The 24,075-nt window shown below is 60.3% G+C and carries 25 protein-coding genes; 9 read left to right on the forward strand and 16 right to left on the reverse strand.

Annotated features, from left to right (window positions below; all coding sequences use genetic code 11):
* Nucleotide 1: 1 nt before the first annotated feature.
* From QDT79_RS02855 to pilM, 11 genes are all read right to left on the reverse strand, one after another.
* On the reverse strand, nt 2-700 hold the full coding sequence (locus QDT79_RS02855) for a phosphoglycolate phosphatase (protein ID WP_033631918.1): 699 nt from the start codon (nt 698-700) through the stop codon (nt 2-4).
* Nucleotides 693-1,370, reverse strand: coding sequence for a ribulose-phosphate 3-epimerase (gene rpe / locus QDT79_RS02860; protein WP_004930320.1), 678 nt, complete (start codon nt 1,368-1,370; stop codon nt 693-695). Before rpe ends, QDT79_RS02855 begins: the two co-directional genes overlap by 8 nt.
* Nucleotides 1,371-1,420: 50 nt before the next feature.
* The gene (gene dam, locus QDT79_RS02865; protein ID WP_063991690.1) at nt 1,421-2,233 is read right to left on the reverse strand and encodes an adenine-specific DNA-methyltransferase; all 813 of its coding nucleotides are present in this window, start codon (nt 2,231-2,233) and stop codon (nt 1,421-1,423) included.
* Between the two features lie 84 nt (nt 2,234-2,317).
* Nucleotides 2,318-3,331, reverse strand: a complete 1,014-nt coding sequence (locus QDT79_RS02870) for an SPOR domain-containing protein (protein ID WP_308316186.1) — start codon at nt 3,329-3,331, stop codon at nt 2,318-2,320.
* A 156-nt stretch (nt 3,332-3,487) separates the two neighbouring features.
* Nucleotides 3,488-4,588 carry a 3-dehydroquinate synthase gene (aroB, locus tag QDT79_RS02875; protein WP_063991692.1) on the reverse strand — a complete coding sequence of 367 codons (1,101 nt, stop codon included), beginning with the start codon at nt 4,586-4,588 and terminating at the stop codon, nt 3,488-3,490.
* 106 nt (nt 4,589-4,694) lie between these two features.
* Entirely contained in the window at nt 4,695-5,216 is a 522-nt protein-coding gene (gene aroK / locus QDT79_RS02880) for a shikimate kinase AroK (RefSeq protein ID WP_004391482.1), read from the reverse strand.
* A gap of 349 nt (nt 5,217-5,565) precedes the next feature.
* Nucleotides 5,566-6,810 (reverse strand): DNA uptake porin HofQ, encoded by a 1,245-nt coding sequence (gene hofQ / locus QDT79_RS02885; RefSeq protein WP_107227967.1) that lies wholly within the window; start codon nt 6,808-6,810, stop codon nt 5,566-5,568.
* Nucleotides 6,807-7,166, reverse strand: coding sequence for a DNA utilization family protein (locus QDT79_RS02890; protein WP_107227968.1), 360 nt, complete (start codon nt 7,164-7,166; stop codon nt 6,807-6,809). The genes hofQ and QDT79_RS02890 overlap by 4 nt, the downstream gene beginning before the upstream one ends.
* Entirely contained in the window at nt 7,159-7,653 is a 495-nt protein-coding gene (locus tag QDT79_RS02895; RefSeq protein ID WP_107227969.1) for a hypothetical protein, read from the reverse strand. The genes QDT79_RS02890 and QDT79_RS02895 overlap by 8 nt, the downstream gene beginning before the upstream one ends.
* A complete protein-coding gene (locus tag QDT79_RS02900) occupies nt 7,646-8,185 on the reverse strand; it encodes a PilN domain-containing protein (RefSeq protein WP_107227970.1) in 540 nt (179 codons plus the stop codon). Before QDT79_RS02900 ends, QDT79_RS02895 begins: the two co-directional genes overlap by 8 nt.
* Nucleotides 8,185-9,018, reverse strand: coding sequence for a pilus assembly protein PilM (gene pilM / locus QDT79_RS02905; RefSeq protein WP_107227971.1), 834 nt, complete (start codon nt 9,016-9,018; stop codon nt 8,185-8,187). The genes QDT79_RS02900 and pilM overlap by 1 nt, the downstream gene beginning before the upstream one ends.
* A 121-nt stretch (nt 9,019-9,139) precedes the next feature.
* Here pilM and mrcA point away from each other — a divergent pair, with 121 nt between their 5' ends.
* On the forward strand, nt 9,140-11,698 hold the full coding sequence (gene mrcA, locus QDT79_RS02910) for a peptidoglycan glycosyltransferase/peptidoglycan DD-transpeptidase MrcA (RefSeq protein WP_063991697.1): 2,559 nt from the start codon (nt 9,140-9,142) through the stop codon (nt 11,696-11,698).
* A 52-nt stretch (nt 11,699-11,750) separates the two neighbouring features.
* On the opposite strand, the gene nudE is transcribed toward mrcA, so the two are convergent.
* Complete coding sequence (nudE, locus tag QDT79_RS02915; RefSeq protein ID WP_015379304.1) at nt 11,751-12,305, reverse strand: ADP compounds hydrolase NudE; 555 nt, start codon at nt 12,303-12,305, stop codon at nt 11,751-11,753.
* A 445-nt stretch (nt 12,306-12,750) separates the two neighbouring features.
* Here nudE and QDT79_RS02920 point away from each other — a divergent pair, with 445 nt between their 5' ends.
* The 7 genes from QDT79_RS02920 to QDT79_RS02950 all read left to right on the forward strand — a co-directional run bounded on the left by QDT79_RS02920 (nt 12,751) and on the right by QDT79_RS02950 (nt 19,653).
* Nucleotides 12,751-14,886, forward strand: coding sequence for an intracellular growth attenuator family protein (locus QDT79_RS02920; protein WP_308316187.1), 2,136 nt, complete (start codon nt 12,751-12,753; stop codon nt 14,884-14,886).
* 98 nt (nt 14,887-14,984) lie between these two features.
* On the forward strand, nt 14,985-15,665 hold the full coding sequence (gene yrfG / locus QDT79_RS02925; protein ID WP_063991699.1) for a GMP/IMP nucleotidase: 681 nt from the start codon (nt 14,985-14,987) through the stop codon (nt 15,663-15,665).
* Nucleotides 15,662-16,069, forward strand: a complete 408-nt coding sequence (gene hslR, locus QDT79_RS02930; protein WP_015379306.1) for a ribosome-associated heat shock protein Hsp15 — start codon at nt 15,662-15,664, stop codon at nt 16,067-16,069. Before yrfG ends, hslR begins: the two co-directional genes overlap by 4 nt.
* Nucleotides 16,070-16,094: 25 nt before the next feature.
* On the forward strand, nt 16,095-16,973 hold the full coding sequence (gene hslO, locus QDT79_RS02935) for an Hsp33 family molecular chaperone HslO (RefSeq protein WP_308316188.1): 879 nt from the start codon (nt 16,095-16,097) through the stop codon (nt 16,971-16,973).
* Between the two features lie 194 nt (nt 16,974-17,167).
* Nucleotides 17,168-18,787: a phosphoenolpyruvate carboxykinase (ATP) gene (gene pckA, locus QDT79_RS02940; RefSeq protein ID WP_308316189.1), complete on the forward strand. Its 1,620-nt coding sequence runs from the start codon at nt 17,168-17,170 to the stop codon at nt 18,785-18,787.
* Nucleotides 18,788-18,913: 126 nt separating this feature from the next.
* Nucleotides 18,914-19,177: a FitA-like ribbon-helix-helix domain-containing protein gene (locus tag QDT79_RS02945; RefSeq protein ID WP_004930730.1), complete on the forward strand. Its 264-nt coding sequence runs from the start codon at nt 18,914-18,916 to the stop codon at nt 19,175-19,177.
* Complete coding sequence (locus QDT79_RS02950; protein ID WP_197768531.1) at nt 19,174-19,653, forward strand: type II toxin-antitoxin system VapC family toxin; 480 nt, start codon at nt 19,174-19,176, stop codon at nt 19,651-19,653. Before QDT79_RS02945 ends, QDT79_RS02950 begins: the two co-directional genes overlap by 4 nt.
* Nucleotides 19,654-19,687: 34 nt before the next feature.
* On the opposite strand, the gene envZ is transcribed toward QDT79_RS02950, so the two are convergent.
* From envZ to cbpA, 4 genes are all read right to left on the reverse strand, one after another.
* Nucleotides 19,688-21,058, reverse strand: coding sequence for a two-component system sensor histidine kinase EnvZ (gene envZ / locus QDT79_RS02955; protein WP_038881686.1), 1,371 nt, complete (start codon nt 21,056-21,058; stop codon nt 19,688-19,690).
* Nucleotides 21,055-21,774, reverse strand: coding sequence for an osmolarity response regulator transcription factor OmpR (gene ompR, locus QDT79_RS02960; protein WP_004709363.1), 720 nt, complete (start codon nt 21,772-21,774; stop codon nt 21,055-21,057). Before ompR ends, envZ begins: the two co-directional genes overlap by 4 nt.
* 257 nt (nt 21,775-22,031) lie before the next feature.
* Nucleotides 22,032-22,337, reverse strand: coding sequence for a chaperone modulator CbpM (locus QDT79_RS02965; RefSeq protein ID WP_049202813.1), 306 nt, complete (start codon nt 22,335-22,337; stop codon nt 22,032-22,034).
* 5 nt (nt 22,338-22,342) lie between these two features.
* Nucleotides 22,343-23,305: a curved DNA-binding protein gene (gene cbpA, locus QDT79_RS02970; RefSeq protein ID WP_107227974.1), complete on the reverse strand. Its 963-nt coding sequence runs from the start codon at nt 23,303-23,305 to the stop codon at nt 22,343-22,345.
* Between the two features lie 230 nt (nt 23,306-23,535).
* On the opposite strand from cbpA, the gene greB reads away from it, so the two are divergent.
* The gene (gene greB / locus QDT79_RS02975) at nt 23,536-24,009 is read left to right on the forward strand and encodes a transcription elongation factor GreB (protein WP_038878177.1); all 474 of its coding nucleotides are present in this window, start codon (nt 23,536-23,538) and stop codon (nt 24,007-24,009) included.
* Nucleotides 24,010-24,075 lie beyond the last annotated feature (66 nt).

Raw genomic sequence — 24,075 nt, forward strand, 5'->3', positions numbered from 1 at the left:
TTTAAATTTCCTGATTCTCTAAAGATGACAGCCCAAGAGCGGGCAACAAATCGGCGAAGCGCTCCAACACCCGATCGGGGTGGCTCAGGGCGATCGATTCGCCGTAGTTATAACCGTAGGTAAAGCCGACGCTTGGGCAACCGGCGCCCTGCGCGGCTTGAATATCGTTGCGCGAATCGCCGACGAACAGCAGCTCATGCGCCCGCAACCCCAGCTTGCCGAGCACCAGGTACAACGGCGCCGGGTGCGGTTTCTTTTCCGTCACGTCATCGCCGCCGATCACCAGCGAGAAATAGTCGCCAATGCCCAACGATGCCAACAGCGGCGCCACGAACGGTGTCGGCTTATTGGTCACCAACGCCATCGGGTAACCGTGCGCGGCCAGTCGGGCCAGCGTCTCTTGCACCTGCGGGAACAAGCGGCTGCCGCTGTCGACGGTCTGCGCGTAGAAATGGTCGAAGCGTTCACGCAGCCGGCTGCACTGCTCCGGCGAGCCTTCCGCTTCCGCCCAGCGCAGCGCGCGCTGCACCAGCACGTCGGCGCCGTTGCCGATCCAGGTGCCAACCCGTTCTTCACCCGCCTGCGGCAAGCCCGTCTCTTCCAACGCCATATCGATGGCGGCCGCCAGGCCCGGCGCGCTGTCGACCAGCGTGCCGTCCAGATCGAAGGCCAATGCGCGGATCGCGCCGAAATCAGCCATGAGTAACCTTCGCCAGCTCGCTGCGCATCTCGTCGATCACCTTGCGGTAGTCCGGCTGGCCAAAGATGGCGGAACCGGCGACGAACATATCGGCGCCTGCGGCGGCGATTTCGGCAATATTATCCACCTTCACGCCGCCGTCGACTTCCAGGCGGATATCGCGACCGCTGTCGTCGATCAGCTTGCGCACCTGGCGCAGCTTGTCCAGGGTACCGTGGATGAACGACTGGCCGCCGAAGCCCGGGTTGACCGACATCAGCAGGATCACGTCGATTTTATCCATCACGTAATCGAGATAACTCAGCGGCGTCGCCGGGTTGAATACCAGGCCAGCTTTACAGCCGTGCTCTTTGATCAGCTGAATGGTGCGATCGACATGCTCGGAAGCTTCGGGGTGGAAAGAGATATAAGACGCGCCGGCCTTGGCGAAATCAGGCACGATGCGATCCACCGGCTTGACCATCAGGTGCACGTCAATCGGCGCAGTAATGCCGTAGTTGCGCAGCGCTTCGCACACCATCGGACCGATGGTCAGATTGGGCACGTAGTGGTTGTCCATCACGTCGAAGTGCACCACGTCACCGCCTGCGGCCAGCACGTTAGCGGTATCTTCACCTAACCGGGCAAAATCTGCCGACAGAATGGACGGGGCAATCAAAAACTTTTTCATCCGCTTCTCCAAACGTAGGGTCGAGTTGTTATGCGCCGGGGTGCCCCGGCTTAGCGATACAGCGCCAAAAGCTCGTTCACTTTGCTGCGGCCGAGAATGTTGCGGCTGATTGTGCGGCGCGCTTTCACCACATACAACGCAGCATTCTGGTACCAGTCGCGCGTCAGCTCGGTATCGTGATTGGAGATCAATACCGGTACCTGGCTCTCTACCGAGAGCTGGTGCGCCAATTTCGCCAGGCTTTGCTGATCGGCGATGCTGAAGCTGTTGGTGTGGTAAGCGGTGAAATTCGCCGTCGCCGACAGCGGCGCATAAGGCGGATCGCAATACACCACGGCACCGGCCACGGCCTTCGCCATGGTATCGCGGTAATGCTCGCAGACAAAAGTGGCATTGCGCGATTTTTCGGCAAACCAGTAGAGCTCTTCTTCCGGGAAGTACGGTTTCTTGTACCGGCCAAACGGCACGTTAAACTCGCCGCGCAGGTTATAGCGGCACAGGCCGTTATAGCAGTGGCGGTTCAGGTACAGGAACAGCAGCGCCCGGCGGTAAGGCTCGGTGCTAGTATTGAACTCTTCTCGCAGCAGGTAAAACTGATCCGAGTTATTGAATTCATCGGCGAAAAGCGTGCGGGCATCGCGCACGAAGTCATCCGTGCGCAGCTTAACGATGTTATACAGGTTGATAAGATCGCTATTGATGTCGGCGAGAATGTAGGCGTCGTAATCCGTATTCAGAAAGACAGATCCCGCACCCACGAAGGGCTCGATTAAGCAGTCTCCCGCCGGCAGATGGCGACGAATCTCATCTACCAGCGGGTATTTTCCACCAGCCCATTTTAAAAAAGCGCGGTTTTTCTTCATGCCGTCAATTAGCTACTTATACAATTCAGAGCGGCGGATTGTACTCTGTTTCAGACAGCACATCAGCGCACAAATTTAAATGATTTATTTTTTAAGATCTTGCTGCACTTGGTGTACAGGTCGGACCCACGGTTTTTTCGCCTGCACATCCGCCGGCAACGAAGCAATGGCGCGCTTCGCTTCTGCGGAAGACGCATAGTTGCCGCTCACCAGCACGAACCACGGCTTGCCGTCACGCTTGGTGGCGTACACCAGGTAGTTCTGCAACTTCTGCTGCTTGGCATAGGCGTTCAGCGTATCGGAACGCGAAGCGCTGCTCAGTTGCAAGGTATAGTGGCTGCCCGGCGCAGACTGCAGCGAACTGCCGCTGCTGGCGACCGCTCCCGCTTTCGCGGTGGAAGACGGTTTGGCCGGCGGCGTATACACCGTGGTCGGTGATTTATGCTGCGTCGCGGTCGGTTTGGTGGCGGCGGTTTTCGCCGGCGTTTTATGCTGTTGCGGCGCGGTGCCCTGCACAGGACGCGTCGCTTCGCGCGCTGCGGCGCCGCTCATCACCGTCGCCGGTGCGGTCGGCAGCGTCGACGCTGCGCCGGTCACGCCCTGGGTCGCGGCATCCACCTGCCCCTGCTGCTGCGACAGCGCATCCGCCATGTTGCCCGGCAGATCGACGCGCTGCTGCGCACCGCCTTGTTGAGGCTGAGTTTGCGCTTCGGTCGGCGTGCCGGAAATCGGCGGAACGCTGACGTTCTGCGGTTGCTGTGGCTGAGTCACGCTCACGCCATTGTTGTCGTGGGTATCCGTGGTGCCGCCCGGCACGCCGTTGTTGGCGGTGGTCAGCGACGAAGAACCGGACAGGTTAATATCGCGGGCCGCGCCGTTTTGCGCAGCGCTCTCCTGAGCCGCCTCATGCTTGGTCGGCGCCTTCAAGGCGGAACCGATGCCGATAATCAGCAGCAACAGCACCAAAATGCCGATGCCAATCATCAAATGCTGACGCGAAACGGCGAAGCGCGGCGCGGCTGCCGGCTTGCGCGAACGCGTAGGACGACGATCGCTGCTATCAGGTCTGAGATCGTCTTCCGGTTTAAACTCGTCCATCTGAAACCCTCCAACTAGAGGCAAAAGCCCACCACCGTAGACCTACCGTGGCACGGGCAGATTAACCCGATGATGGCAAAGCGACACCCGTCGTGCTCTGCTCACTGTATTAATATAGATGCAAATGGCGGCTAAGCCACTGTTACTTGGTCCGATTTAATTACGCTGCTGCTCAGGCAGGCAGGCGGCGATCGACGCCAGCACCAGCTCATGCCCTACGCCGCCGCGCACTTCCGCCGCACCGATCGCGGTCGGCAGCACCAGACGCAGTTCACCCGCCAGCACTTTCTTGTCACGCAACATGTGCGGCAGATAGGATTCCGGCGTCATTTCCTGCGGCCCGCAGACCGGCAAGCCGGCGCGCAGCAGCAGCGCTTTGATGCGTTCGATGTCTTCAACCGAGAACTGGCCGAGACGGTGTGCGGTTTCCGCCGCCATCACCATGCCTGCAGCCACCGCTTCGCCGTGCAGCCATACGCCGTAGCCCATTTCGGCTTCGATGGCATGGCCGTAAGTATGACCCAGATTCAGCAAGGCGCGCAGGCCGCTTTCGCGTTCGTCGGCGGCCACGACCTCAGCCTTCAGTTCACAGCAGCGACGGATACAGTAGGCCAACGCCTGCATATCCAACGCCATCAGCGCATCAATGTTATTTTCCAACCAGACGAAGAATGCGCGATCGAGAATGATCCCGTATTTGATGACTTCAGCCAGGCCGGAAGAGAGTTCACGCGTCGGCAACGTTTTCAGGCAATCCAGATCAACCACCACCGAAGCGGGTTGATAGAAAGCACCGATCATGTTTTTGCCGAGCGGGTGGTTGACGGCGGTCTTGCCGCCTACGGAAGAGTCCACCTGCGACAACAGCGTGGTGGGAACCTGAATGAAGCGCACGCCGCGTTGGTAGCACGCGGCGGCAAAGCCGGTCAGATCGCCGACAACGCCGCCGCCGAGGGCGATCAGCGTGGTATCGCGCCCGTGCGGTTTTTCCAGCAGCGCCGAAAACACCTGCTCCAACACCGCCAGAGATTTGTACTGCTCACCATCGGGAAGGATCACCTGATCCACCACGACGCCACCCTGCTCCAGCACCTGCCGGACACGCTCCAGATAAAGCGGCGCCAGGGTCTGGTTGGTGACCAACATCGCTTGCTCACCCGCCTTCAACGGCATAAAAGAAGCCGGATCGTTAAACAATCCGGCGGCGATGGTAATCGGGTAGCTGCGCTCCCCAAGCGTTACAGTAATTCTCTCCATGTCGCGCTCAGTTCTCTGTATGGTGCGGCGGTGGTTGCTCCCCGCAACAGCGGGGAACACAAATCAGTTTTCCGCATTGGCCGACGGCGAACGCGAAAATCGGCAATCAGTTGCTTTCCAGCATGTTGATGATCTGGTTGGCAACCACTTTAGCGCTCTGATCGTCGGTGCGGATGGTGACATCGGCAATCTCTTCATACAACGGATTGCGCTCTTTCGCCAAGGCTTCCAGCACTTCACGCGGCGGAGAATCAACCTGCAGCAGCGGGCGCTTTTTATCACGCTGGGTACGAGCCAGTTGTTTCTCGATCGTGGTTTCCAGATAGACCACCACACCGCGCGCGGACAGACGGTTGCGCGTTTCGCGCGACTTCACCGAACCGCCGCCGGTCGCCAACACAATCCCTTGTTTTTCCGTCAGTTCATTAATGACTTTTTCTTCACGATCGCGGAAACCTTCTTCCCCTTCCACGTCGAATACCCAGCCCACGTCAGCTCCGGTACGTCGCTCAATTTCTTGATCGGAGTCGAAGAACTCCATATTGAGTTGCTGAGCTAACTGACGGCCAATAGTGCTTTTGCCGGCACCCATAGGCCCAACCAGAAAGATATTGCGTTTCTCTGCCATGTTTTTCGGTATTACTAAGACAATTCGTTAATGTTAACCCGCCCCGCCAATCAAATCAGCGGCGGGACCTAAACTGAAACCTCATGAGCGATAGTGCGAGATCAGACGAAAAATTATCTCAACACTCTTGGTAGTTTGGCAACCGAATAAATCGCAATCCACGCCGCGGGAGGGAAACCATATGTTTTTAACGGCGTCTTGACGCTAACAAAAAACCTCGGTGCTCAATTCGGTAACCCTTGTAAGCTAAATCGGCCGCAGCGTCAAACGCAGATCCCCCCAAGGGGATAAAAAAGTGTATCTGCTCATCAACTTTAGGAGATTTGCCGTCCGGCTGACAGGCAGACGCTTATCCCTTAATCAGGGTCGGCGTAATGAAGATCACCAACTCGCGTTTTTTCTGTTGTGCGCCGCTTTGTCGGAACAAGCTTCCCAATAACGGCGCATCCCCCAATCCCGGTACCTTGTCCGCCGTCTTGCCGCTATGCCGTTGAAAAATGCCGCCGAGCACCAGGGTTTCACCGCTTTTCACCGTGATCTGCGTCTTAATCTCCTGTTTATCGATGGTCAATGCCTCCCCCGCCCCGCGGCTGATGGCGCGCCCCGGCATATTTTGGCTGATGTGCAAGGTCAGCGTGATGCGCCCGTCCGGCAACACTTTCGGCGTCACCTCCATGCCCAGCACCGCCTCTTTGAACTCGATGGCGGTCGCACCGCTGGCGCCGCTCGACACTTCGTAAGGGATCTCCGTCCCCTGTTTGATGCTGGCGGTTTGCAGGTGCGCCGTCAGCAAACGCGGGCTGGCGATGATCTCCACCTGATTCTCCTGCTCCAGCGCCGTCAGCTCGAGGCTCAGCAAACGCCCGCTGATGCGCGCCAGATGGAAACCGGCGTTCACCGCGCTGCGCTCCAGTGGCAGGTTAACGCCGAGATTGCCCGGCCGCAGCGGCTGCGCTGGCCTGTCGTCGGCCGCCAACCCCCAACGCACGCCGAGTTCACGCAGGCTTTCGCTGTTGATGGTCACGATATGCGCCGCCAGTTGCACCTGTGCCAGCGGCGCGTCCATTTCCGTCACCCGTTTTTTCAACTGCGCCAGGATTGGCGCCGTGTCGCGCAGCAGCAGCGTATTGGTGCGCTTATCCGCCAGCACGCTGCCCCGCTCGCTGAGCAAGGCGCCGCGTTGGGCATTGAGGCTTTCGGCAATCTCCGCCGCATCGCCGTTCTGTAACGTCAGGGTCAGGCTGTGCAGCGGTTGCCGCTGCGCCAGCGCCTCTCGCTGCTGCCTTTTTTCCTGCGCGTCCGGCTCCGGCGAGATCAGCATCACGTTGCCCTCCCGCGTCATCGTCAGCTTGCCCATGCGCAGGGTCAGCGCCAGCGCCTGAGGCCAGGGCACATTCTCCAGCCGCAGCGTCAGGTTGCCGCTCACGCCGGGCGCGGCGATCAGGTTCATCTGCCGATAATCCGCCAGCGCCTGCAGGATGACCGTGACCGGCGCATCCTGAAACTCCAGCGAAATAACTTGTTTATCCTGCGCCTGTGAGGCGCCGAGCGCCAGGCACCACAGCGCCATGCCCAGTCCAGCGCGTCCTTTCATGGTTTGCCATCCTTGTTGTCTATCATCAGCGAGATGTCGCCCTGGCTCGCCGGGCAATCCGGTTCGGCCGCCAGCGCCTTTAACGTCAGGCTGCGCGCCTGCACCTGCGTCACCTGCCAGCGCTCGGCCAGCACCCGCTGCGGCGGCCGCAGGCGCAACCATTGCCCCGCCGGCGTCACCACCCAGCCATAGCGCAGCGTCGGTTGCCCGATGACGCCTTTCAGTCGCCAGCCTGCCGGCGATGCCGCCGTTTGGGCACAAACAGGCAGCGGAGGCGGCGCAAACGGGTCGCGCGGTTCAGCGCATAAGGCCCATGGCCATAGCAGCCACCACCAGCGGCCGGGTCTTTTACTCATCGGCCTGCTCCTCGGTGGCATCCTGCAAAACCAACCGCGCCGTCATGCCAAGGGGCGGCGTCTCCACGCTCAGTTGCTCGAGGCGTAAATCGGCGGGCAGCGCCTCTAGCAGCACCAGCAAACCGGCGTAGTCAATGCGCAAGCTCAGCGTTTGCCGCGGCGGTTTCTCCTGCCGCTGCCAGCGTAGCAAAGCGCCTCCCGCCCGTTGCAGCACGCTCGCCAGATCGCCGGTGGTGGTCGGCGGAAGCGGCGCCGCCGGGATAGCGGTTTCCGGCGCCTCGTCCAGTTGGCGTTGCACCATGACGATCTGTTGCAACAGGCGCTGTTGCCGCTCCGCCGCGTTTTCCCGCTGACGCCATTCGTCCTGCAGCAGCCAACCGCCGCCCAACAGCGCCAGCGTGCCGATGCCCAGCCCTTGCGACAGCAACAATAACCAGCCCGGCAAGCTCAGCCAGAGGCGCAGCCCGGATGACAAACGGCTATCCATCACGCCCCCACTGCGCCGCCAGATGAAAGGAGTACAGGCCGTCTTCGCGTTGCGCCACCTCAGCCAAACGCAGCCATGGCATCGCAGGTATCCCCGCCAGCCGCCGTTCGAACTGCGTGATGGCCGCAGGAGAGCGGCTCAACCCACGCAGCCGCAGGCCGTTCACCGCATCGCTGTCCAACGCCGTGAGCCACAGCGGTGGAGGGATACTGGAGGACAATTGCTGCAGCAGCTGCAAATAACGCCGGTTATGTTGGGCGTTGCTCGCCTGCCGTTCGGCGCGGGCGCTGTGCAGCACTCGCTGCGCCCGCTCTTGCTGCTGCTGACGGACGAGCAACGTCAATGCCGCCAGCTCTTCACCCAGCATCGCCAGCCGCGCCTGCCACTGCGCCTGTTGGTGACGCAGCTGGCCGGCGACCAGGAACAGTGCCAGCAGCAGCGCCGTTACCTGCAACAGCAGCACGCCCAGCCAGAAATAGCCGCGCCGGCGATCGCGGCGCTGGCGCCAGGGCATAAAGTTGACCTGATACATCAGCGATCCTCCTCACGCAGCGCCAGACCACCGGCCAACGCGAACGCCGAAGGATGCGCAGGCAACGGCGGACGCAGCTGCGTGAAGGCGCTGAGCGGCGACCAGGCAAGGCAACCGGCGGGCAAGGCTCCCGCCAGTACGCTGCCAGCATAGACCGGCCGATCGTCGCCCGCCGGCATCTGGGCTTGCAGTGCCCGCAGCGCCTGCGCGTCATCGTCGCCCGGTGCCAGGCCAAAGGCGAACGCGCCGTCGGCCGGCGCCACCCACAGCCATTCTCGTTCGAGACGGTGCATCAGCCCCGCGGCGGGCGGCACACCTGCCGCCGTCGCCATCATCCGCAGCGCGCAGGGGGTGATATCGACCGCTTGTGGATACAGGCCGGCCTGACGCAGACAATGCAGCCACTGCTGCAGCTCCTGCCGCCGCGCGGCGGTCAACAGCAGCGCCGCCTCATCCGCCGGTGCGGCGCGATAGTCGAGCGCCAGCGTCTGGCCGTCGAGCGGGAACTGCTTCAAACCGTGGCCACCGATATAGTCGCTGCGTTCCGGTTCGCGCAGCCGCGCGTCCGGCCGCGCCATGCGCTGCTGCAACACGCGCTGCGCCGGCAGGGCAATGCGTAAGGAAATATGTCGCGGCAGTTGGACGCGCCATTGCCGCAGCACCCGGATCAGGAATTCGGTAGGTTCCAGACAGCCGTCACGTAAAACCGCCTGCGGCAGCGCTTGCTGCCACCAGTGGCGCAACTGCCAGCCGTTGCGGCGGCGTTGGGCCGCCACCGCCCGCACGCAGTCGATTTGTATATCCAGCCCCACCTGCCATGCTTGAGGGAACATGTTTCGCAAGCCTCCATAACATCAGATGATAAAAGAACATATCCATGTCGCAGGCTTGCCTTTATACTACCGCGCGGTTGTTTATAAACTGCCCAAATGACTTAGAAATGGGAAATCTCAGGTGAAGTTCGTAAAGTATTTACTAATCCTTGCAGTATGTTGCATCGTGCTGGGAGCAGCCTCGATTTTCGGCTTGTACAAATATGTCGAGCCGCAGCTGCCCGACGTCGCAACGCTGAAAGATGTGCGGCTGCAGATACCGATGCAGGTCTACAGCGCCGATGGCGAACTGATCGCCCAATACGGCGAGAAGCGCCGCATTCCGCTGAAACTGGATCAAATTCCGCCGGTGATGGTGCACGCATTCATCGCCACCGAAGACAGCCGCTTCTATGATCACCACGGCGTCGATCCGGTCGGCATCTTCCGCGCCGCCTCCATCGCGTTGGTCTCCGGCCACGCTTCGCAGGGGGCCAGTACCATTACCCAACAGCTGGCGCGTAACTTCTTCTTAAGCCCGGAACGCACCCTGATGCGTAAAATCAAGGAAGCCTTCCTGGCGGTACGCATCGAGCAAATGCTCACCAAGGATGAAATCCTTGAGCTGTATCTGAACAAGATCTATCTGGGTTACCGCGCCTACGGCGTGGGCGCCGCCGCGCAGGTCTATTTCGGCAAAGACGTCAGCCAACTGACCCTGAGCGAAATGGCGACCATCGCCGGCCTGCCGAAAGCACCGTCCACCTTCAACCCGCTCTATTCGCACGATCGCGCCGTTGCCCGTCGCAACGTGGTGCTGTCGCGCATGCTGGACGAACACTACATCACGCAGGCGCAGTACGATCAGGCGCGTTCCGAAGATCTGGTCGCCAATTACCATGCGCCGGAAATCAGCTTCTCCGCGCCGTATCTCTCCGAGATGGTGCGTCAGGAGATGATCAAGCGCTACGGTGAAAACGCCTATACCGACGGTTACAAGGTTTACACTACCGTCACCAAACGGCTGCAGCTGGCGGCGCAGGAGTCAGTGCGCAACAACGTGCTGGCCTATGACATGCGCCACGGCTACCGCGGCCCGTCCAACGTATTGTGGAAAGTCGGCGAAGCGGCCTGGGATCGCAAACAGATTGTCGATTCGCTGAAAAACCTGCCGAACTACGGCCCGCTGGCGCCGGCGGTGATCACCGCCGCCAACCCGCAGGAAGCGACGGCGATGCTGGCCGACGGCAGCAGCATTGCCCTGCCGATGGCGACCATGCGCTGGGCGCGGCCATACCGTTCAGACACGCAGCAAGGCCCAACGCCGAAACGCGTCACCGACGTGGTGCAGGCCGGCCAGCAGGTGTGGGTGCGTAAAGTGAACGAGGCCTGGTGGCTGTCGCAGGTGCCGGACGTCAACTCGGCGCTGGTCTCGATCAACCCGAACGACGGCGCGGTGAAAGCGCTGGTCGGCGGTTTCGATTTCAACCAGAGCAAGTTCAACCGCGTCACGCAGGCTCTGCGCCAGGTCGGATCGAACATCAAACCGTTCCTGTACACCGCCGCGATGGATAAAGGCCTGACGCTGGCCACTATTCTGAACGACTTGCCGATTACCCGTTGGGATGCCGGCGCCGGCACCGATTGGCGGCCGAAGAACTCGCCGCCGACCTACGACGGCCCGATTCGCCTGCGGCAGGGGCTGGGGCAATCGAAGAACGTGGTGATGGTGCGCGCGATGCGCGCGATGGGCGTTGACTACGCGGCGGAATATCTGCAGCGCTTCGGCTTCCCGGCGCAGAATATCGTGCATACCGAATCGCTGGCGCTGGGTTCCGCCTCCTTCACCCCGATGCAGCTGGTGCGCGGCTACGCGGTGCTGGCGAACGGTGGTTACCTGGTCGACCCGTACTTCATCACCAAGATTGAAGACGACAACGGCAATACGGTGTTCGAAGCCAAACCGAAAGTGGTGTGCAGCAGCTGTAACCTGCCGGTGATCTACGGCGACACCCACCGTTCGGCAGTGCTGTCCGACGACAACATCGAAAACGTCGCCACCTCGCAGGAAGGCAACAACAGCACGGTGCCGATGCCGCAGCTGGAGCAGGTCACCCCGGCTCAGGTGCAACAGGACGGCGACCAACAGTTTGCGCCGCACGTCATCAGCACACAGCTGGCCTTCCTGATCCACGACGCGCTGAACAGCAACATCTTCGGCGAACCGGGTTGGATGGGTACCGCCTGGCGCGCCGGGCGCGATCTGAAACGTCATGATATCGGCGGCAAAACCGGTACCACCAACAGTTCCAAGGACGCCTGGTTCTCCGGCTATGGCCCAGATACCGTGACCTCAGTGTGGATCGGTTTCGACGATCACCGCCGCGACCTGGGCCGTTCGACGGTATCCGGCGCCATCCCGGATCAGATTTCCGGCGGCGAAGGCGGTGCCAAGAGCGCCCAGCCGGCGTGGGACGACTTCATGAAGACCGCGCTGGAAGGCATTCCGGAGCAGAAAGTCACGCCGCCGCCGGGCATCATCAGCGTCACCATCGACAAAAGCAGCGGCAAGCTCTCTGGCGGCGGCGGCGGCAGCCGTTCCGAGTACTTCATTGAGGGAACTCAGCCGACGGACTACCCATCGCGCGATACCGGCACCACGTTGACCGATCCGGGCGGTGAAAGCCACGAGCTGTTCTGATCGAAAAGGGCCAGAGAAATCTGGCCCTTTTTTTTATTCGGCGCGAAGCGTATCAGCGCGAAGCACGCAAAAACGCCTCGGAAAGGAACAGCGCGCTGACGTTGCGCGCCTCACGAAAATCCGGTTCCGCCAACAGCGCCATCATGTTGGCGATCGGCCAGCGCACCTGCGGCAAGGGCTCCGGCTCATCCCCTTCCAGGCTCTGCGGGTAGAGATCGTGCGCCAGCACAATATTCATTTTGCTGGAAAAATAGGATGGCGCCATCGTCAGCTTGCTGAGAAAATCAAAGCGCTTCGCACCGTATCCCACCTCTTCCATCAGCTCGCGATTGGCCGCTTCCAGCACGCCCTCACCGGGATCGATCAGCCCTTTCGGGAACCCCAGCTCATAGGATTCGGTGCCCACCGCATATTCGCGGATCAGCAGCAGGTCATCGCCAATCACCGGCACGATCATCACCGCTTCGCGATCCGAAGGCCGCATGCGCTCATACACCCGCCGAACCCCGTTGCTGAATTCCAAATCGACCGACTCGACGTTGAACAAACGCGAACGCGCGACCGTTTCCACTTTCAGAATTTTAGGTTTTTGCAGGTGTTTATCCATGATTGCCTCAAAGAGGTTACCCAGGCGTGGACGGGGCAACCGAAATAATGATTGGCGTAACGCACGGCTCGTTGGCGCTCAAACGCTGACCAAATTCGATCCTGATCACATTGTGCGTTAAGGGCAAGCTCCGCCGCAACGAGCATGAACAGTAATTTACTTTCTTTTAACAAGCGTAGCCAGCGGCCGGCGATTTTCCGTACTGATTCAGCAAACAGCGTGCAAGAAAATAGGATAATACCGATATCGACGGCAGAGGCCGGTTGCTAGTATCACGCAGGCAAGAATCAGTGATAAAATGGCCTTGCGTCATGAAGGAATGAGATCCAGAGCGAGAATCTGTTTGTTCCCTCATTAGTTCTGGGTGCCTCCTGGCGGTTTACTCCGTATAATATTCACCTTTTCATCAGGTTGGCGAAATTCACGGGTGTGAGATGGGGATTGCATGAGCACAATAGTGTTGATATTGGCCTTAGTGCTTGTCTGCCTGATTGCCGCCGGCCTGTACCTATGGTTCAAGGCGCGTAACCCATCGGCGCTGGCGCACGCGTTGCCATTTATCAAGCCTGCCCACCGCAAGCTGACCGACGAAGAGCGCGCCGCGGTCGAGTTCTATCTCAATCAGCAAAACAAGCTGAGCAACAAGCTGTTGCCCGGTGGCGGCGCTACGCTGCCCGCGGCCAAACTGGCGCTCACCCCGCAAAGTGATAACGTTTATCCCGTCACGCATGCCATTACCCGCTACGGGCTGGCCAGCGACGATCCCAATAAATGGCGCTATTACCTCGACGCTGAAGAGGTGCATCTGCCGCCGTTTTGGGAACCCTATATCACCGCCGACAACCATGTGGAAGTGATCAGAACCCAGACGCTGCCGCTGGTGATTTCGCTCAACGGGCACTCGCTGAAAGATCATATTCACGACCGACCACAGCCGCCGGTGGTGACCGCCACGCCGACCAAAAACGCGTCTATCCGCAAGGAAGAGAGCGAGCATGTCGAGCTGGTCAATATTCGCAAGGAAACGCCGGAAGAGCATGCGCTGAACCGGCCTAACGGCATCCGTGAAGCCGTCATCATCTCCGCCGCGCTGCTGCTGCTGTTCTTCAGCCTGATAAGCCCGGTGCTGGTGATCCCCTGGATGATTTTCGTGGCGGTGCTGATGATCGCCTGGGGATGCTGGAACCTGTTCCGCCGTCCGGCGTCACGCGAGCTGAAAGAGATCCACTGTCTGCGCGGCACGCCGAAGCGCTGGGGCCTGTTCGGCGAATCCGACCAGGGGCAGATCAGCAACATTTCGCTCGGTATCATCGATCTTATCTACCCGCCGCATTGGCAGCCGTACCTGACGCAGGACCTGGGCAAGACCACCGATGTGGACGTCTACCTCAATCGGCAGGTGGTGCGCCAGGGGCGCTTCCTCTCGCTGCATGACGAAGTGAAAAACTTCCCGCTGCAGCAGTGGGGCCGCAACGCGGTGCTGGTCGCCAGCTCGGCGCTGGTGCTGTTGTTGCTGCTGATCTATATCCCGCTCAACCTGCCGCTGACCCTCAGCATGGCCTGGTTGCAGGGCGCGCAAAAAGTGGAAGTGACCAGCGTGCAAGCACTGGAAGCCACGCCACTGCGGATCGGCGACACGCTGAAGGTGCGCGGCAGCGGCATGTGCTATGTGCCGCCGCCGGCCAACGGGGGTGGCGCCGTCAATTTTGCGCCGTTCGACTGCTCCGGCATTTACTGGAACAATGCCGCCCCGCTGCCGCAGCCGGAATCGGAAGTCATAGACAAAGCGACGGCCCTGCTGACCACGGTCAACAGCCAGCTGCATCCGAGCGGTGCCGATCAGAAGGTCAACCCGCAGCTGGCCAGCGCCATCGAGAAATCCGGCATGATCCTGTTGGATGACTTCTCTGATATCGTATTGAAAACACAGGATTTGTGCCAGGCAGAAAACGACTGCGTGCGGTTGAAGAACGCCTTGGTCAACCTGGGCAACGCCAAAAACTGGAGCGGCCTGGTGAAACGCGCCAGGTCCGGCGCGCTGCAAGGCGTCAACGTCCTGCTGCGCCCGGTGAGCGCCGAGTCGCTGGAAAGCCTGACCAAAGTGGCCACGTCATCGTTCATCTTCAATGAAACGCGCCTGGCCGCCGCGGCGCTCAACAGCCCGCCGCCGGGCGGTTTCCTGATCCGCAGTGACGAAGGCCGCCAGTTGGTCAGCCACCCGCAGCCGTCGGTGCCGCAGAGCGAATACAACGCCCTCGACCAGTGGAATGAGCTGCAGCGTCTTTCCACTCTGCTGCTGCATACCCCGTTCCAGGCGCAGGGGGTGATCACCAGCCTCAGCGTCGATGCCAACGGCACCCGCCACGTGGCGCTGCACAGCGAACCGGACATGATCACCCTGTGGCGCTACCTCGGTACCAGCCTGCTGTTGCTGGCGGTGGTCGTCAGCCTGGGCTATAACGCCTGGCGGCTGGTGCAGCGTCGGCGCATCAATCAGCACCGCGTCGCCGATATCCAGCGTTACTACGACAGCTGCTTCAATCCGCAGCTCAATCCGATGTCGATGCGGCCGATGGCCTGAACCTGACGCCGGGGCCTCCGCCCTGTCATCTGCTTATGCTACGCTAACGCTATTATTCTCATCCGCGGACCGCCCGTCGGTCCGCCCGTGGAGTTTTTATGGTTCCCGAGTTTGATTGGCCGCAGATCGATACCGTGCTGCTGGATATGGACGGCACCTTGCTGGATCTGGAGTTCGACAGCCACTTTTGGCTCAGCCTGGTGCCGCAGGCGCTGAGCGAAAGGCGCGCCATTCCGTTCGACGAAGCCCGCCATATCATTGAGCGGGAATATCAGGCGGTGCAGCACACCATGAACTGGTATTGCTTCGATTACTGGAGCGAACGGTTGGATCTGGATATCTACCGCATGACCAGCGAAGTCGGCAGCCGCGCCCGGCTGCGCGAAGACACCGAGCCGTTTTTACGGGCGCTGCGCGACGCCGGTCTGCACACCATTTTGCTGACCAACGCCCATCCGCACAGCCTGGCGGTGAAAATCGAGCATACCGGCCTCGATCGGCACCTTGATTTATTGTTTTCCACCCACACATTTGGTTATCCGAAAGAAGATCAGCGTCTGTGGCAAGCGGTGCAGCAGCACACCGGATTCAATCCGCAGCGCACGCTGTTCGTCGACGACGGCGAGCCGATCCTCGACGCGGCGCGCACTTTCGGCATTCGTTACTGCCTGGGCGTGCAAAACCCGGACTCCAGCACGGCGGAGAAAAGCTTCCAGCGCCATCCGGCGATGCGCGACTATCGCCTGCTGATACCGGCGCTGGCCAAGGGGGAAGCATGAAGGAAAAAGCGACGCGCGACGACGCGGTCCGGCTGGATAAGTGGCTGTGGGCCGCACGCTTCTATAAGACCCGCGCGCTGGCGCGCGAAATGATCGACGGCGGCAAGGTGCATTACAACGGCCAGCGCGGCAAGCCGAGCAAGATTGTCGAACTCAACGCCGAGCTCAAACTGCGGCAGGGCAACGAAGAACGTACGGTGATCGTGCTGGCGCTGACCAGCCAACGCCGCGGCGCCGGCGAGGCGCAGCAAATGTATCAGGAAACCGAAGCCAGCATCGCCAACCGCGAAAAAATGGCGCTGGCGCGCAAGATGAACGCGTTGACCATGCCGCATCCGGACCGTCGTCCGGACAAAAAGGAGCGGCGCGACCTGATGAAATTTAAATTTGGTGAGCCGGAATAACCCCTCACCGCAATGAGAGAAGATTATGTCCAACCATGACCAATTGCACCGTTACCTGTTTGAAAACTACGCGGTGCGCGGCGAGCTGGTTACCGTCAGCGAAACCTATCAGCAGATCCTGAATAACCACGACTACCCGGCGCCGGTGCAAAAGCTGCTGGGCGAACTGCTGGTCGCCACCAGTCTGCTGACCGCGACCCTGAAGTTCGACGGCGACATCACCGTGCAGCTGCAAGGCGACGGCCCGCTGAAGCTGGCGGTGATCAACGGCAACAACCGCCAGGAGATGCGCGGCGTTGCGCGCACCCAGGCGCCTATCGCCGACGACAGCACCTTGCATCAGATGATCGGCAACGGCGTCATGGTCATCACCATTTCCCCGACGGAAGGCGAGCGCTATCAGGGCGTGGTCGGCCTGGAAGGTGAAACCCTGGCCGAATGCCTGGAAGCCTACTTCCGCCAGTCCGAGCAGTTGCCAACCCGCCTGTTCATCCGCACCGGCGAAGCGGAAGGCAACGCTGCGGCGGCCGGTATGCTGCTGCAGGTGCTGCCGGCGCAGGACGGCCACCTCGATGATTTCGATCATCTGGTGCAACTGACCAACACGGTAAAAAGCGAAGAGCTGTTCGGCCTGCCGGCCAACGAAGTGCTGTACCGCCTGTATCACCAGGAAGAAGTCACCCTGTACGAACCACAGAACGTGCAGTTCCGTTGCACCTGTTCGCGCCAGCGCTGCGCCGACGCGCTGCTGACGCTGCCGACCGACGAAGTGGCGGACATGTTGGAGCAGGACGGCAATATCGACATGCACTGCGACTACTGTGGCAGCCACTATGTCTTTGACCCGGTTGATGTTGCCGCGTTGTATGTGGGTAACACCGGCGAAAGCGACCAGTTGCACTAAGTTACACCTCTTCGGCGGGTGCGCCCGGCGCCCGCCAACGCCCGCCGTTTGCACGTTTGCTTTTTTCCGTGTGCTATCTCTCAGATCGTAACGAAATACCGCCTAAAACGTTAAATATTTGATACCCATCGCGGTTACGCACCGTTAGATCCCTACAATTGCCGCCAGAAATTCTGTGACCAAGGAGTAGTAACATGCGCGTTAAAGGTATAACCCCTCAGGATCTGGCCGCTTACGGCATTCACGACGTTAGCGAAATCGTTCACAACCCGAGCTATGAACTGCTGTTTAAGGAAGAAACAGACCCATCTCTGGAAGGTTTTGAGCGTGGGGTAGTCACCAAGCTGGGTGCCGTCTCCGTCGATACCGGCATCTTCACCGGCCGTTCGCCGAAAGACAAATACATCGTCCGCGACGACATCACCCTCGATACCGTGTGGTGGGCCGATCAGGGCAAAGGCAAAAACGACAACAAACCCCTCAGCCCGGAAGTGTGGGCCGATCTGAAACACCTGGTCACCGAACAACTGTCCGGCAAGCGCCTGTTCGTGGTGGATACCTTCTGCGGCGCCAATGCCGACTCGCGCCTGAAAGTGCGCTTCATCACCGAGGTGGCCTGGCAGGCGCACTTCGTGAAAAACATGTTCATTCGCCCAAGCGACGAAGAGCTGGCTGACTTCGAGCCGGACTTCGTGGTGATGAACGGCGCCAAATGCACCAATCCGAACTGGCAACAGCAAGGCCTGAACTCGGAGAACTTCGTCGCCTTCAACCTGACCGAGCGCATGCAGCTGATCGGCGGCACCTGGTACGGCGGCGAAATGAAGAAAGGCATGTTCTCGATGATGAACTACCTGCTGCCGCTGAAAGGCATCGCCTCGATGCACTGCTCGGCCAACGTGGGCGAGAAAGGCGACGTGGCGGTGTTCTTCGGCCTGTCCGGCACCGGCAAGACCACTCTCTCCACCGATCCTAAGCGTCAGCTGATCGGCGATGACGAGCACGGCTGGGACGACGACGGCGTGTTCAACTTCGAAGGCGGCTGCTACGCCAAGACCATCAAGCTGTCTGAAGAAGCCGAGCCGGATATCTACCACGCCATCAAACGCGACGCGCTGCTGGAAAACGTCACCGTACTGGCCGACGGCAGCATCGACTTCAACGACGGTTCGAAAACCGAGAACACCCGCGTTTCTTATCCGATCTATCATATCCAGAACATCGTCAAGCCGGTGTCCAAGGCGGGTCATGCCACCAAGGTGATCTTCCTGACCGCCGATGCCTTCGGCGTGCTGCCGCCGGTATCGCGTCTGACCGCCAACCAGACTCAGTACCACTTCCTGTCCGGCTTCACCGCCAAGCTGGCCGGCACCGAGCGCGGCGTAACCGAACCGACGCCAACCTTCTCCGCCTGCTTCGGCGCCGCATTCCTGTCGCTGCACCCGACGCAGTACGCCGAAGTGCTGGTGAAACGCATGCAGGCCGCCGGCGCCCAGGCTTACCTGGTCAACACCGGCTGGAACGGTACCGGCAAGCGCATCTCGATCAAAGATACGCGCGGCATCATCGACGCCATCCTAAGCGGTGAAATCGACAAGGCGGAAACCGTAACCCTGCCGATCTTCGATCTGGCGATGCCGACCGCGCTGCCGGGCGTGAACCCGGAGATCCTCGATCCGCGCAATACCTACGCCAGCCTCGAGCAGTGGCAGGAAAAAGCGCAGGATCTGGCCGAGCGCTTCATCACCAACTTCGACAAATACACCGACACGCCTGCGGGCGCCGCGCTGGTCAGCGCCGGCCCGAAGCTGTAATTCGGTAGCGTTACCTCTTCAGCTAAGGCGCGGATCCCGCGCCTTTTTTTATTTTCAGTGATTGCTTTTTAACCAGCAAGGCGAGAAAATAAGTCAATGCAATCATTGATAGCAAAGGAGGTTTAAATGGCGACTATCACCGTCAGAAATCTGGACGACGAAATCAAAGAGCTGCTGCGTATTTCAGCGGCGAAAAACGGCCATTCCATGGAAGAGGAAGCGCGCATGATCCTGAAACAGGCGCTGGTGAAAAAGCCGCCGCGCTATGGATTGGGTACCTGGATGCATCAGCACTTCGCCGAATTCGGCGGCGTCGAGCTGGAGATCCCACCGCGTGACGCCGTGCCACCACGCATCGTCACCTTTGATGATGAAGATGACAACGCATGATTATTCTCGACACCAACGTCATTTCAGAAACGCTGCGCCCCAGTCCGTACTACAACGTCATTAACTGGTTAAATGAAAAGGACAATGACGAACTCTATCTGAGCGCCATTGTCCTGGCCGAACTGTTCAGCGGCGTCGCCTGCATGCCTGACGACAAGCGCCAGCGGGATCTCAAGCTCAAATTGGCGGACGCGATTGAATTGAAGTTCGAGGGGCAGATATTGCCGTTTGATGGGCTGTGCGCGATGCAATACGCGGAATTGACGGCAAGGAATCGGCTTCTGGGTAAAGCGATGAGCGTGCCGGATGCCCAAATCGCCGCCACCTGCCTGCATTACGGCGCCGCCCTGGCCACCCGCAATACCAAAGACTTCCTCCACTGCGGCATCGAGTTAATCGATCCGTGGCAGGCACCGACCGGCCGTCGGTTGCATGAGGATGCGGCGGAATACTACGTGATGAGCCGGAAGTCCTGACGGGGCCGCAACGATGCGGCCCGCGCCAAGAGCGTCAGGCGTTTTCTCTGGCGGTTTGATGGCCGTTGGCCGACTCTTTTTTCTCCATCGGCAACGGAATATACGCGCGGATCAATAGCCCGCCGCGCTCGCTGGTGCCGATATCCAGCTCGCCGTCGTGCGCGTCGATAATACGCTGCACGATCGCCAGCCCCAGACCGGTGCCGCTGGTGCTGCGCGCGCTGTCACCGCGTACGAACGGCTGCAGCAGGTGCTTCAATTCTTCCGGCTTGATGCCCGGGCCGTCATCCTCCACCTGGAACCAGCCGCGCTGCAGCTCGCGGCCGCTGCTGACCTTGATCCAGCCGTTGCCGTAACGCGCCGCGTTCACCACCATGTTCACCGCCGCCCGCTTAATCGACAGCGGGTGCACGTTCATCATCAGCTCACCCGGCGACAGCGCGGTTTCAATCACCCGCTCATAGCCGCTTTCCGCCGCGACCACCTCGCCCAAAATGGCGTTCAGATCGCTGCTTTCGGTCGGCATCTCCTGCCCGGTGCGCAGATAATCGATGAACTGCTCGATGATGGCGTTGCACTCTTCGATGTCTTTATTGATCGACTCGGCCAGATAGCCGTCTTCGGCGCTCATCATCTCGGTCGCCAGCCGGATGCGCGTCAACGGCGTGCGCAGGTCATGGCTGACCCCGGCCATCAGCAAGGTGCGGTCATCCGCCAGCTGCTTGACGCCCGACGCCATCTGATTGAATGCGCGAGTCACCGATCGCACTTCGGAAGCGCCATACTCGCGCAGCGGCGGCGGAATGATGCCCTTGCCCACCTGCAGCGCCGCATGTTCCAGCTCCACCAGTGGGCGGTTTTGAATGCGAATAAACAACCAGGCGCCGCCGATCGCCAGCAACATGATCGCCAGCGTATAGCGGAATAGCGGAGAGAAGTCGCCCTGGTGGATTTCCGTCAGCGGCACGCGCACCCAGATATCGGGCTGCAGCCAGGTTTTCAGCCACACCACCGGGGAATTCTTGTTCACCTCCACCCGCACATCGGTCGGCCCGCCGAGCTGCTGCGCCATCTGCTGGCTGAGGAACTGATAGTGCTGCGCCCAGCGCAGGCCGCTCTCCTCCGCCGCCGAGTTGGTGTAAAGAGAGATGCCCAGTTCGCGGTAGATCTCACGGCGGAACGCCGGCGGCACTTCCAGCAGCGTGCCGTCCTCCAGCTGCAGCCGATCGGTCATCAGCATACGCACTTCGTACGCCAATACCTTGTTGAACTGCTGCAGGCTGGGCAGGATGGCGAAGTTCAGCACCACCAGATAGGTCGTCACCAGGCTGACGAACAGCAAGGTGACGATCAACAACAGGGTTCGGGCAAACGAGCTACGCGGTGAAAAGCGCAATCGCCTCATGCCTTGCTGCCGTCCGGGACGAATACGTAGCCGAGACCCCAAACGGTCTGGATATAACGCGGATGCGCCGGATCTTCTTCAACCATGCGGCGCAGGCGAGAAATCTGCACGTCGATCGAGCGCTCCATGGCGCTGTATTCGCGGCCACGCGCCAGGTTCATCAGCTTATCGCGCGACAGCGGTTCACGCGGGTGGCTGACCAGCGCCTTCAGGACCGCGAACTCGCCGCTGGTCAACGGCATCGGTTCGTCTTCGCGGAACATCTCACGGGTGCCGAGGTTCAGTTTGAATTTCCCGAACGCGATCACCGCTTCTTCCTGCGAAGGCGCGCCCGGCAGTTCGTTAGCCTGGCGGCGCAGCACCGCGCGGATGCGAGCCAACAGCTCACGCGGGTTGAACGGTTTAGGAATGTAGTCGTCGGCGCCGATTTCCAGCCCCACGATGCGATCGACCTCTTCGCCTTTGGCGGTAACCATAATGATTGGCATCGGGTTGCTCTGGCTGCGCAGGCGGCGGCAGATGGACAGCCCATCTTCGCCCGGCAACATCAGATCGAGCACCATCAGATGGAAGGATTCACGGGTCAGCAAGCGATCCATTTGCTCAGCGTTGGCAACGCTGCGAACCTGGAAGCCCTGCTCGGTTAAATAACGTTCTAAAAGCGCGCGCAGGCGCATGTCATCATCGACAACCAGGATCTTATGATTCTCTTGCATGGTATTACTCCCAAAGGCTTTATTGCCTGACTCGAATATTGTTAGAAAACCTTGCCATTTGAGACAGCGTTTAATGGTATGTATTCTAGACGAAATTGTTACAAAGCTTATTCTTTTCCCCATTTATCAACAATTTTCATCGAATGTCGACGGGGGTTCGTCAAAATTTCGCCCTTTATCGGCGCAATGTGGGGCGGCGGCCCAATTTTACGCAATTTCGCCACCGGCGAACCGCACGGTGGCGTTTTGTCGGCGAGTCAGGAAGTCTGCAGGAAACGCGCCAGCTGCCGACGCAGCTGCCGGTTCTCTTGCTGCAGCGCATCAACCCGGTCGAGCAGCGTCAGCGCCATGGCGATCCCCGGCCAATCCAGATCCAGCTCGGCCCGCAGCCTGCGCGCACGCTGCAGATGGCTCAGCGCCGGGTAATCGAACTCCCAGCTCGGCTGCGCCGGCTCCAGCGGCACGATCACGCCCAGGCCGACGATCTCGACCAGCTCATCCTCTGAAATCTCCACCCGTTGGCACAGTTCCACCACGGTGAATGTGATCTCTTTTTTCATCATGTGCTTTACTCCCATTCCGCGCGCGGGTTGAACGCCGCCTGTTCAGCCAGTTCACGCCACAGGGCGCTGGCCTTCTCGTTCGGCTTCGGCGGCATCACCACCTTGAGAATGACATACAGATCGCCTGGCTCTTTCTTGCCTGCCAGCCCCTTGCCCTTGACCCGCAGCCGTTTGCCGCTTTGGCTGCCGGCCGGCACGGTCAGCGCGATTTTGCCGGTCAGCGTCGGCACCTCGATGCTGGCCCCCAGCGCCGCTTCCCACGGGGCGAGCGGCGCCACGATGCTCAGGTTGTGGCCGTCAATCTCGAACAGCGGATGCGGCGCGAGGCGGATGACCAGATACAGGTCGCCGTTCTGGCCGCCGCCCACGCCGGCAACGCCCTGCCCCTTGAGGCGAATGCGCTCGCCGTCGCCCACGCCGGCCGGGATTTTCACGTTCAGCGTTTTGCTGGCTTCGCTCACCTGCCGCCCCAGCTCGTCATACACCGGCAGCTTGTAGGAGATCTCGCGGCTTTGGCCATGCAGCGTTTCCTCGAGGAACAGCGGCACCTCCATCTCGAGATCCTGGCCGCGGAAGCCATGTCCGCCGTGCGAGTGCGAAGCGGAGCGATGCCCGCCCGCCGCCCGCCCGCCGAACATGCTTTCGAAGAAATCGGAGAAGTCTTGCGCGTCGGCGCCGCCGCCGTGCCATGAAGCGCTCTGCTGGTAGCCGCCTTGATCGCCGCGCGCCTGGCGGCCAAAGTTCGGATCGTTGCGGTGCAGCCGGATCTGATCGTACTCAGCGCGGCGTTCTTCGTCCTTCAGCACCTCATAGGCTTCGGCCAGCTCCTTGAATTTGCTCTCGGCGTCGTCTTCAGTGCTCACGTCAGGGTGATATTTACGCGCCAGCCGGCGGTAGGCCGTTTTGATGGTTTTCAGATCGGCGTTGGGCTCAACGCCCATCGTTGCGTAGTAATCTTTAAATTCCATGCGGTAATACCTTCAATGTGTTGGGTTGTGCGCCAAAATTCCTTGTCTCTCTCGCCAGATATCCTCCTTTCGTCACATTCCTTTTCCGCTATCGCTAAGCATACTCCCGATTGTTAAAAGCTGCGCAAACTGAATAAAAACCGTGCGACAACGCACAGGCCCGCGCGCCATTTCTAAAGCCCCCCGCATTCACGTACACTGTGGCGGTGGCCCCATAAAGATAAATCACCATGAGAACTCAACTGATAACCCGTGAAGGGTATGACAAGCTCAAACAAGAGCTGGATTACCTCTGGCGCGAAGAACGCCCCGAGGTGACCAAGAAAGTGACCTGGGCCGCCAGCCTGGGCGACAGAAGCGAAAACGCCGACTACCAGTACAACAAGAAGCGGCTGCGCGAGATCGACCGCCGCGTCCGCTATCTGACCAAATGCCTGGAGCAGCTGAAGATCGTCGATTACTCCCCGCAGCAGGAAGGCAAGGTGTTCTTCGGCGCCTGGGTGGAAGTAGAGAACGAAGACGGCGAGACCAAACGCTTTCGCATCGTCGGTTACGACGAAATCTTCGGCCGCAAGGATTACATCTCCATCGACGCGCCGATGGCGCGCGCCCTGCTGAAAAAAGAGGTCGGGGACGTCGCCACCGTCAATACGCCACTGGGCGAGGCGCAGTGGTACGTTAACGAGATAGACTACCCGAAGTAAGCTTTCAGCTTTTTCCGAACCGCCGCCAACGCCGCCGCCTGCGCAGTTCTCCACGCCGCAGCCGCG

The sequence above is a fragment of the Serratia marcescens genome (genome assembly GCF_029846115.1).
Taxonomy (GTDB): Bacteria; Pseudomonadota; Gammaproteobacteria; order Enterobacterales; family Enterobacteriaceae; genus Serratia; species Serratia marcescens_L.

Coding starts and splice junctions, on each gene's coding strand:
- QDT79_RS02855 (WP_033631918.1), bottom strand. CDS start 700: ATGGCTGATTTCGGCGCGATCCGCGCATTGGCCTTCGATCTGGACGGC.
- rpe (WP_004930320.1), bottom strand. CDS start 1,370: ATGAAAAAGTTTTTGATTGCCCCGTCCATTCTGTCGGCAGATTTTGCC.
- dam (WP_063991690.1), bottom strand. CDS start 2,233: ATGAAGAAAAACCGCGCTTTTTTAAAATGGGCTGGTGGAAAATACCCG.
- QDT79_RS02870 (WP_308316186.1), bottom strand. CDS start 3,331: ATGGACGAGTTTAAACCGGAAGACGATCTCAGACCTGATAGCAGCGAT.
- aroB (WP_063991692.1), bottom strand. CDS start 4,588: ATGGAGAGAATTACTGTAACGCTTGGGGAGCGCAGCTACCCGATTACC.
- aroK (WP_004391482.1), bottom strand. CDS start 5,216: ATGGCAGAGAAACGCAATATCTTTCTGGTTGGGCCTATGGGTGCCGGC.
- hofQ (WP_107227967.1), bottom strand. CDS start 6,810: ATGAAAGGACGCGCTGGACTGGGCATGGCGCTGTGGTGCCTGGCGCTC.
- QDT79_RS02890 (WP_107227968.1), bottom strand. CDS start 7,166: ATGAGTAAAAGACCCGGCCGCTGGTGGTGGCTGCTATGGCCATGGGCC.
- QDT79_RS02895 (WP_107227969.1), bottom strand. CDS start 7,653: ATGGATAGCCGTTTGTCATCCGGGCTGCGCCTCTGGCTGAGCTTGCCG.
- QDT79_RS02900 (WP_107227970.1), bottom strand. CDS start 8,185: ATGTATCAGGTCAACTTTATGCCCTGGCGCCAGCGCCGCGATCGCCGG.
- pilM (WP_107227971.1), bottom strand. CDS start 9,018: ATGTTCCCTCAAGCATGGCAGGTGGGGCTGGATATACAAATCGACTGC.
- nudE (WP_015379304.1), bottom strand. CDS start 12,305: ATGGATAAACACCTGCAAAAACCTAAAATTCTGAAAGTGGAAACGGTC.
- QDT79_RS02920 (WP_308316187.1), top strand. CDS start 12,751: ATGAGCACAATAGTGTTGATATTGGCCTTAGTGCTTGTCTGCCTGATT.
- yrfG (WP_063991699.1), top strand. CDS start 14,985: ATGGTTCCCGAGTTTGATTGGCCGCAGATCGATACCGTGCTGCTGGAT.
- hslR (WP_015379306.1), top strand. CDS start 15,662: ATGAAGGAAAAAGCGACGCGCGACGACGCGGTCCGGCTGGATAAGTGG.
- hslO (WP_308316188.1), top strand. CDS start 16,095: ATGTCCAACCATGACCAATTGCACCGTTACCTGTTTGAAAACTACGCG.
- pckA (WP_308316189.1), top strand. CDS start 17,168: ATGCGCGTTAAAGGTATAACCCCTCAGGATCTGGCCGCTTACGGCATT.
- QDT79_RS02945 (WP_004930730.1), top strand. CDS start 18,914: ATGGCGACTATCACCGTCAGAAATCTGGACGACGAAATCAAAGAGCTG.
- QDT79_RS02950 (WP_197768531.1), top strand. CDS start 19,174: ATGATTATTCTCGACACCAACGTCATTTCAGAAACGCTGCGCCCCAGT.
- envZ (WP_038881686.1), bottom strand. CDS start 21,058: ATGAGGCGATTGCGCTTTTCACCGCGTAGCTCGTTTGCCCGAACCCTG.
- ompR (WP_004709363.1), bottom strand. CDS start 21,774: ATGCAAGAGAATCATAAGATCCTGGTTGTCGATGATGACATGCGCCTG.
- QDT79_RS02965 (WP_049202813.1), bottom strand. CDS start 22,337: ATGATGAAAAAAGAGATCACATTCACCGTGGTGGAACTGTGCCAACGG.
- cbpA (WP_107227974.1), bottom strand. CDS start 23,305: ATGGAATTTAAAGATTACTACGCAACGATGGGCGTTGAGCCCAACGCC.
- greB (WP_038878177.1), top strand. CDS start 23,536: ATGAGAACTCAACTGATAACCCGTGAAGGGTATGACAAGCTCAAACAA.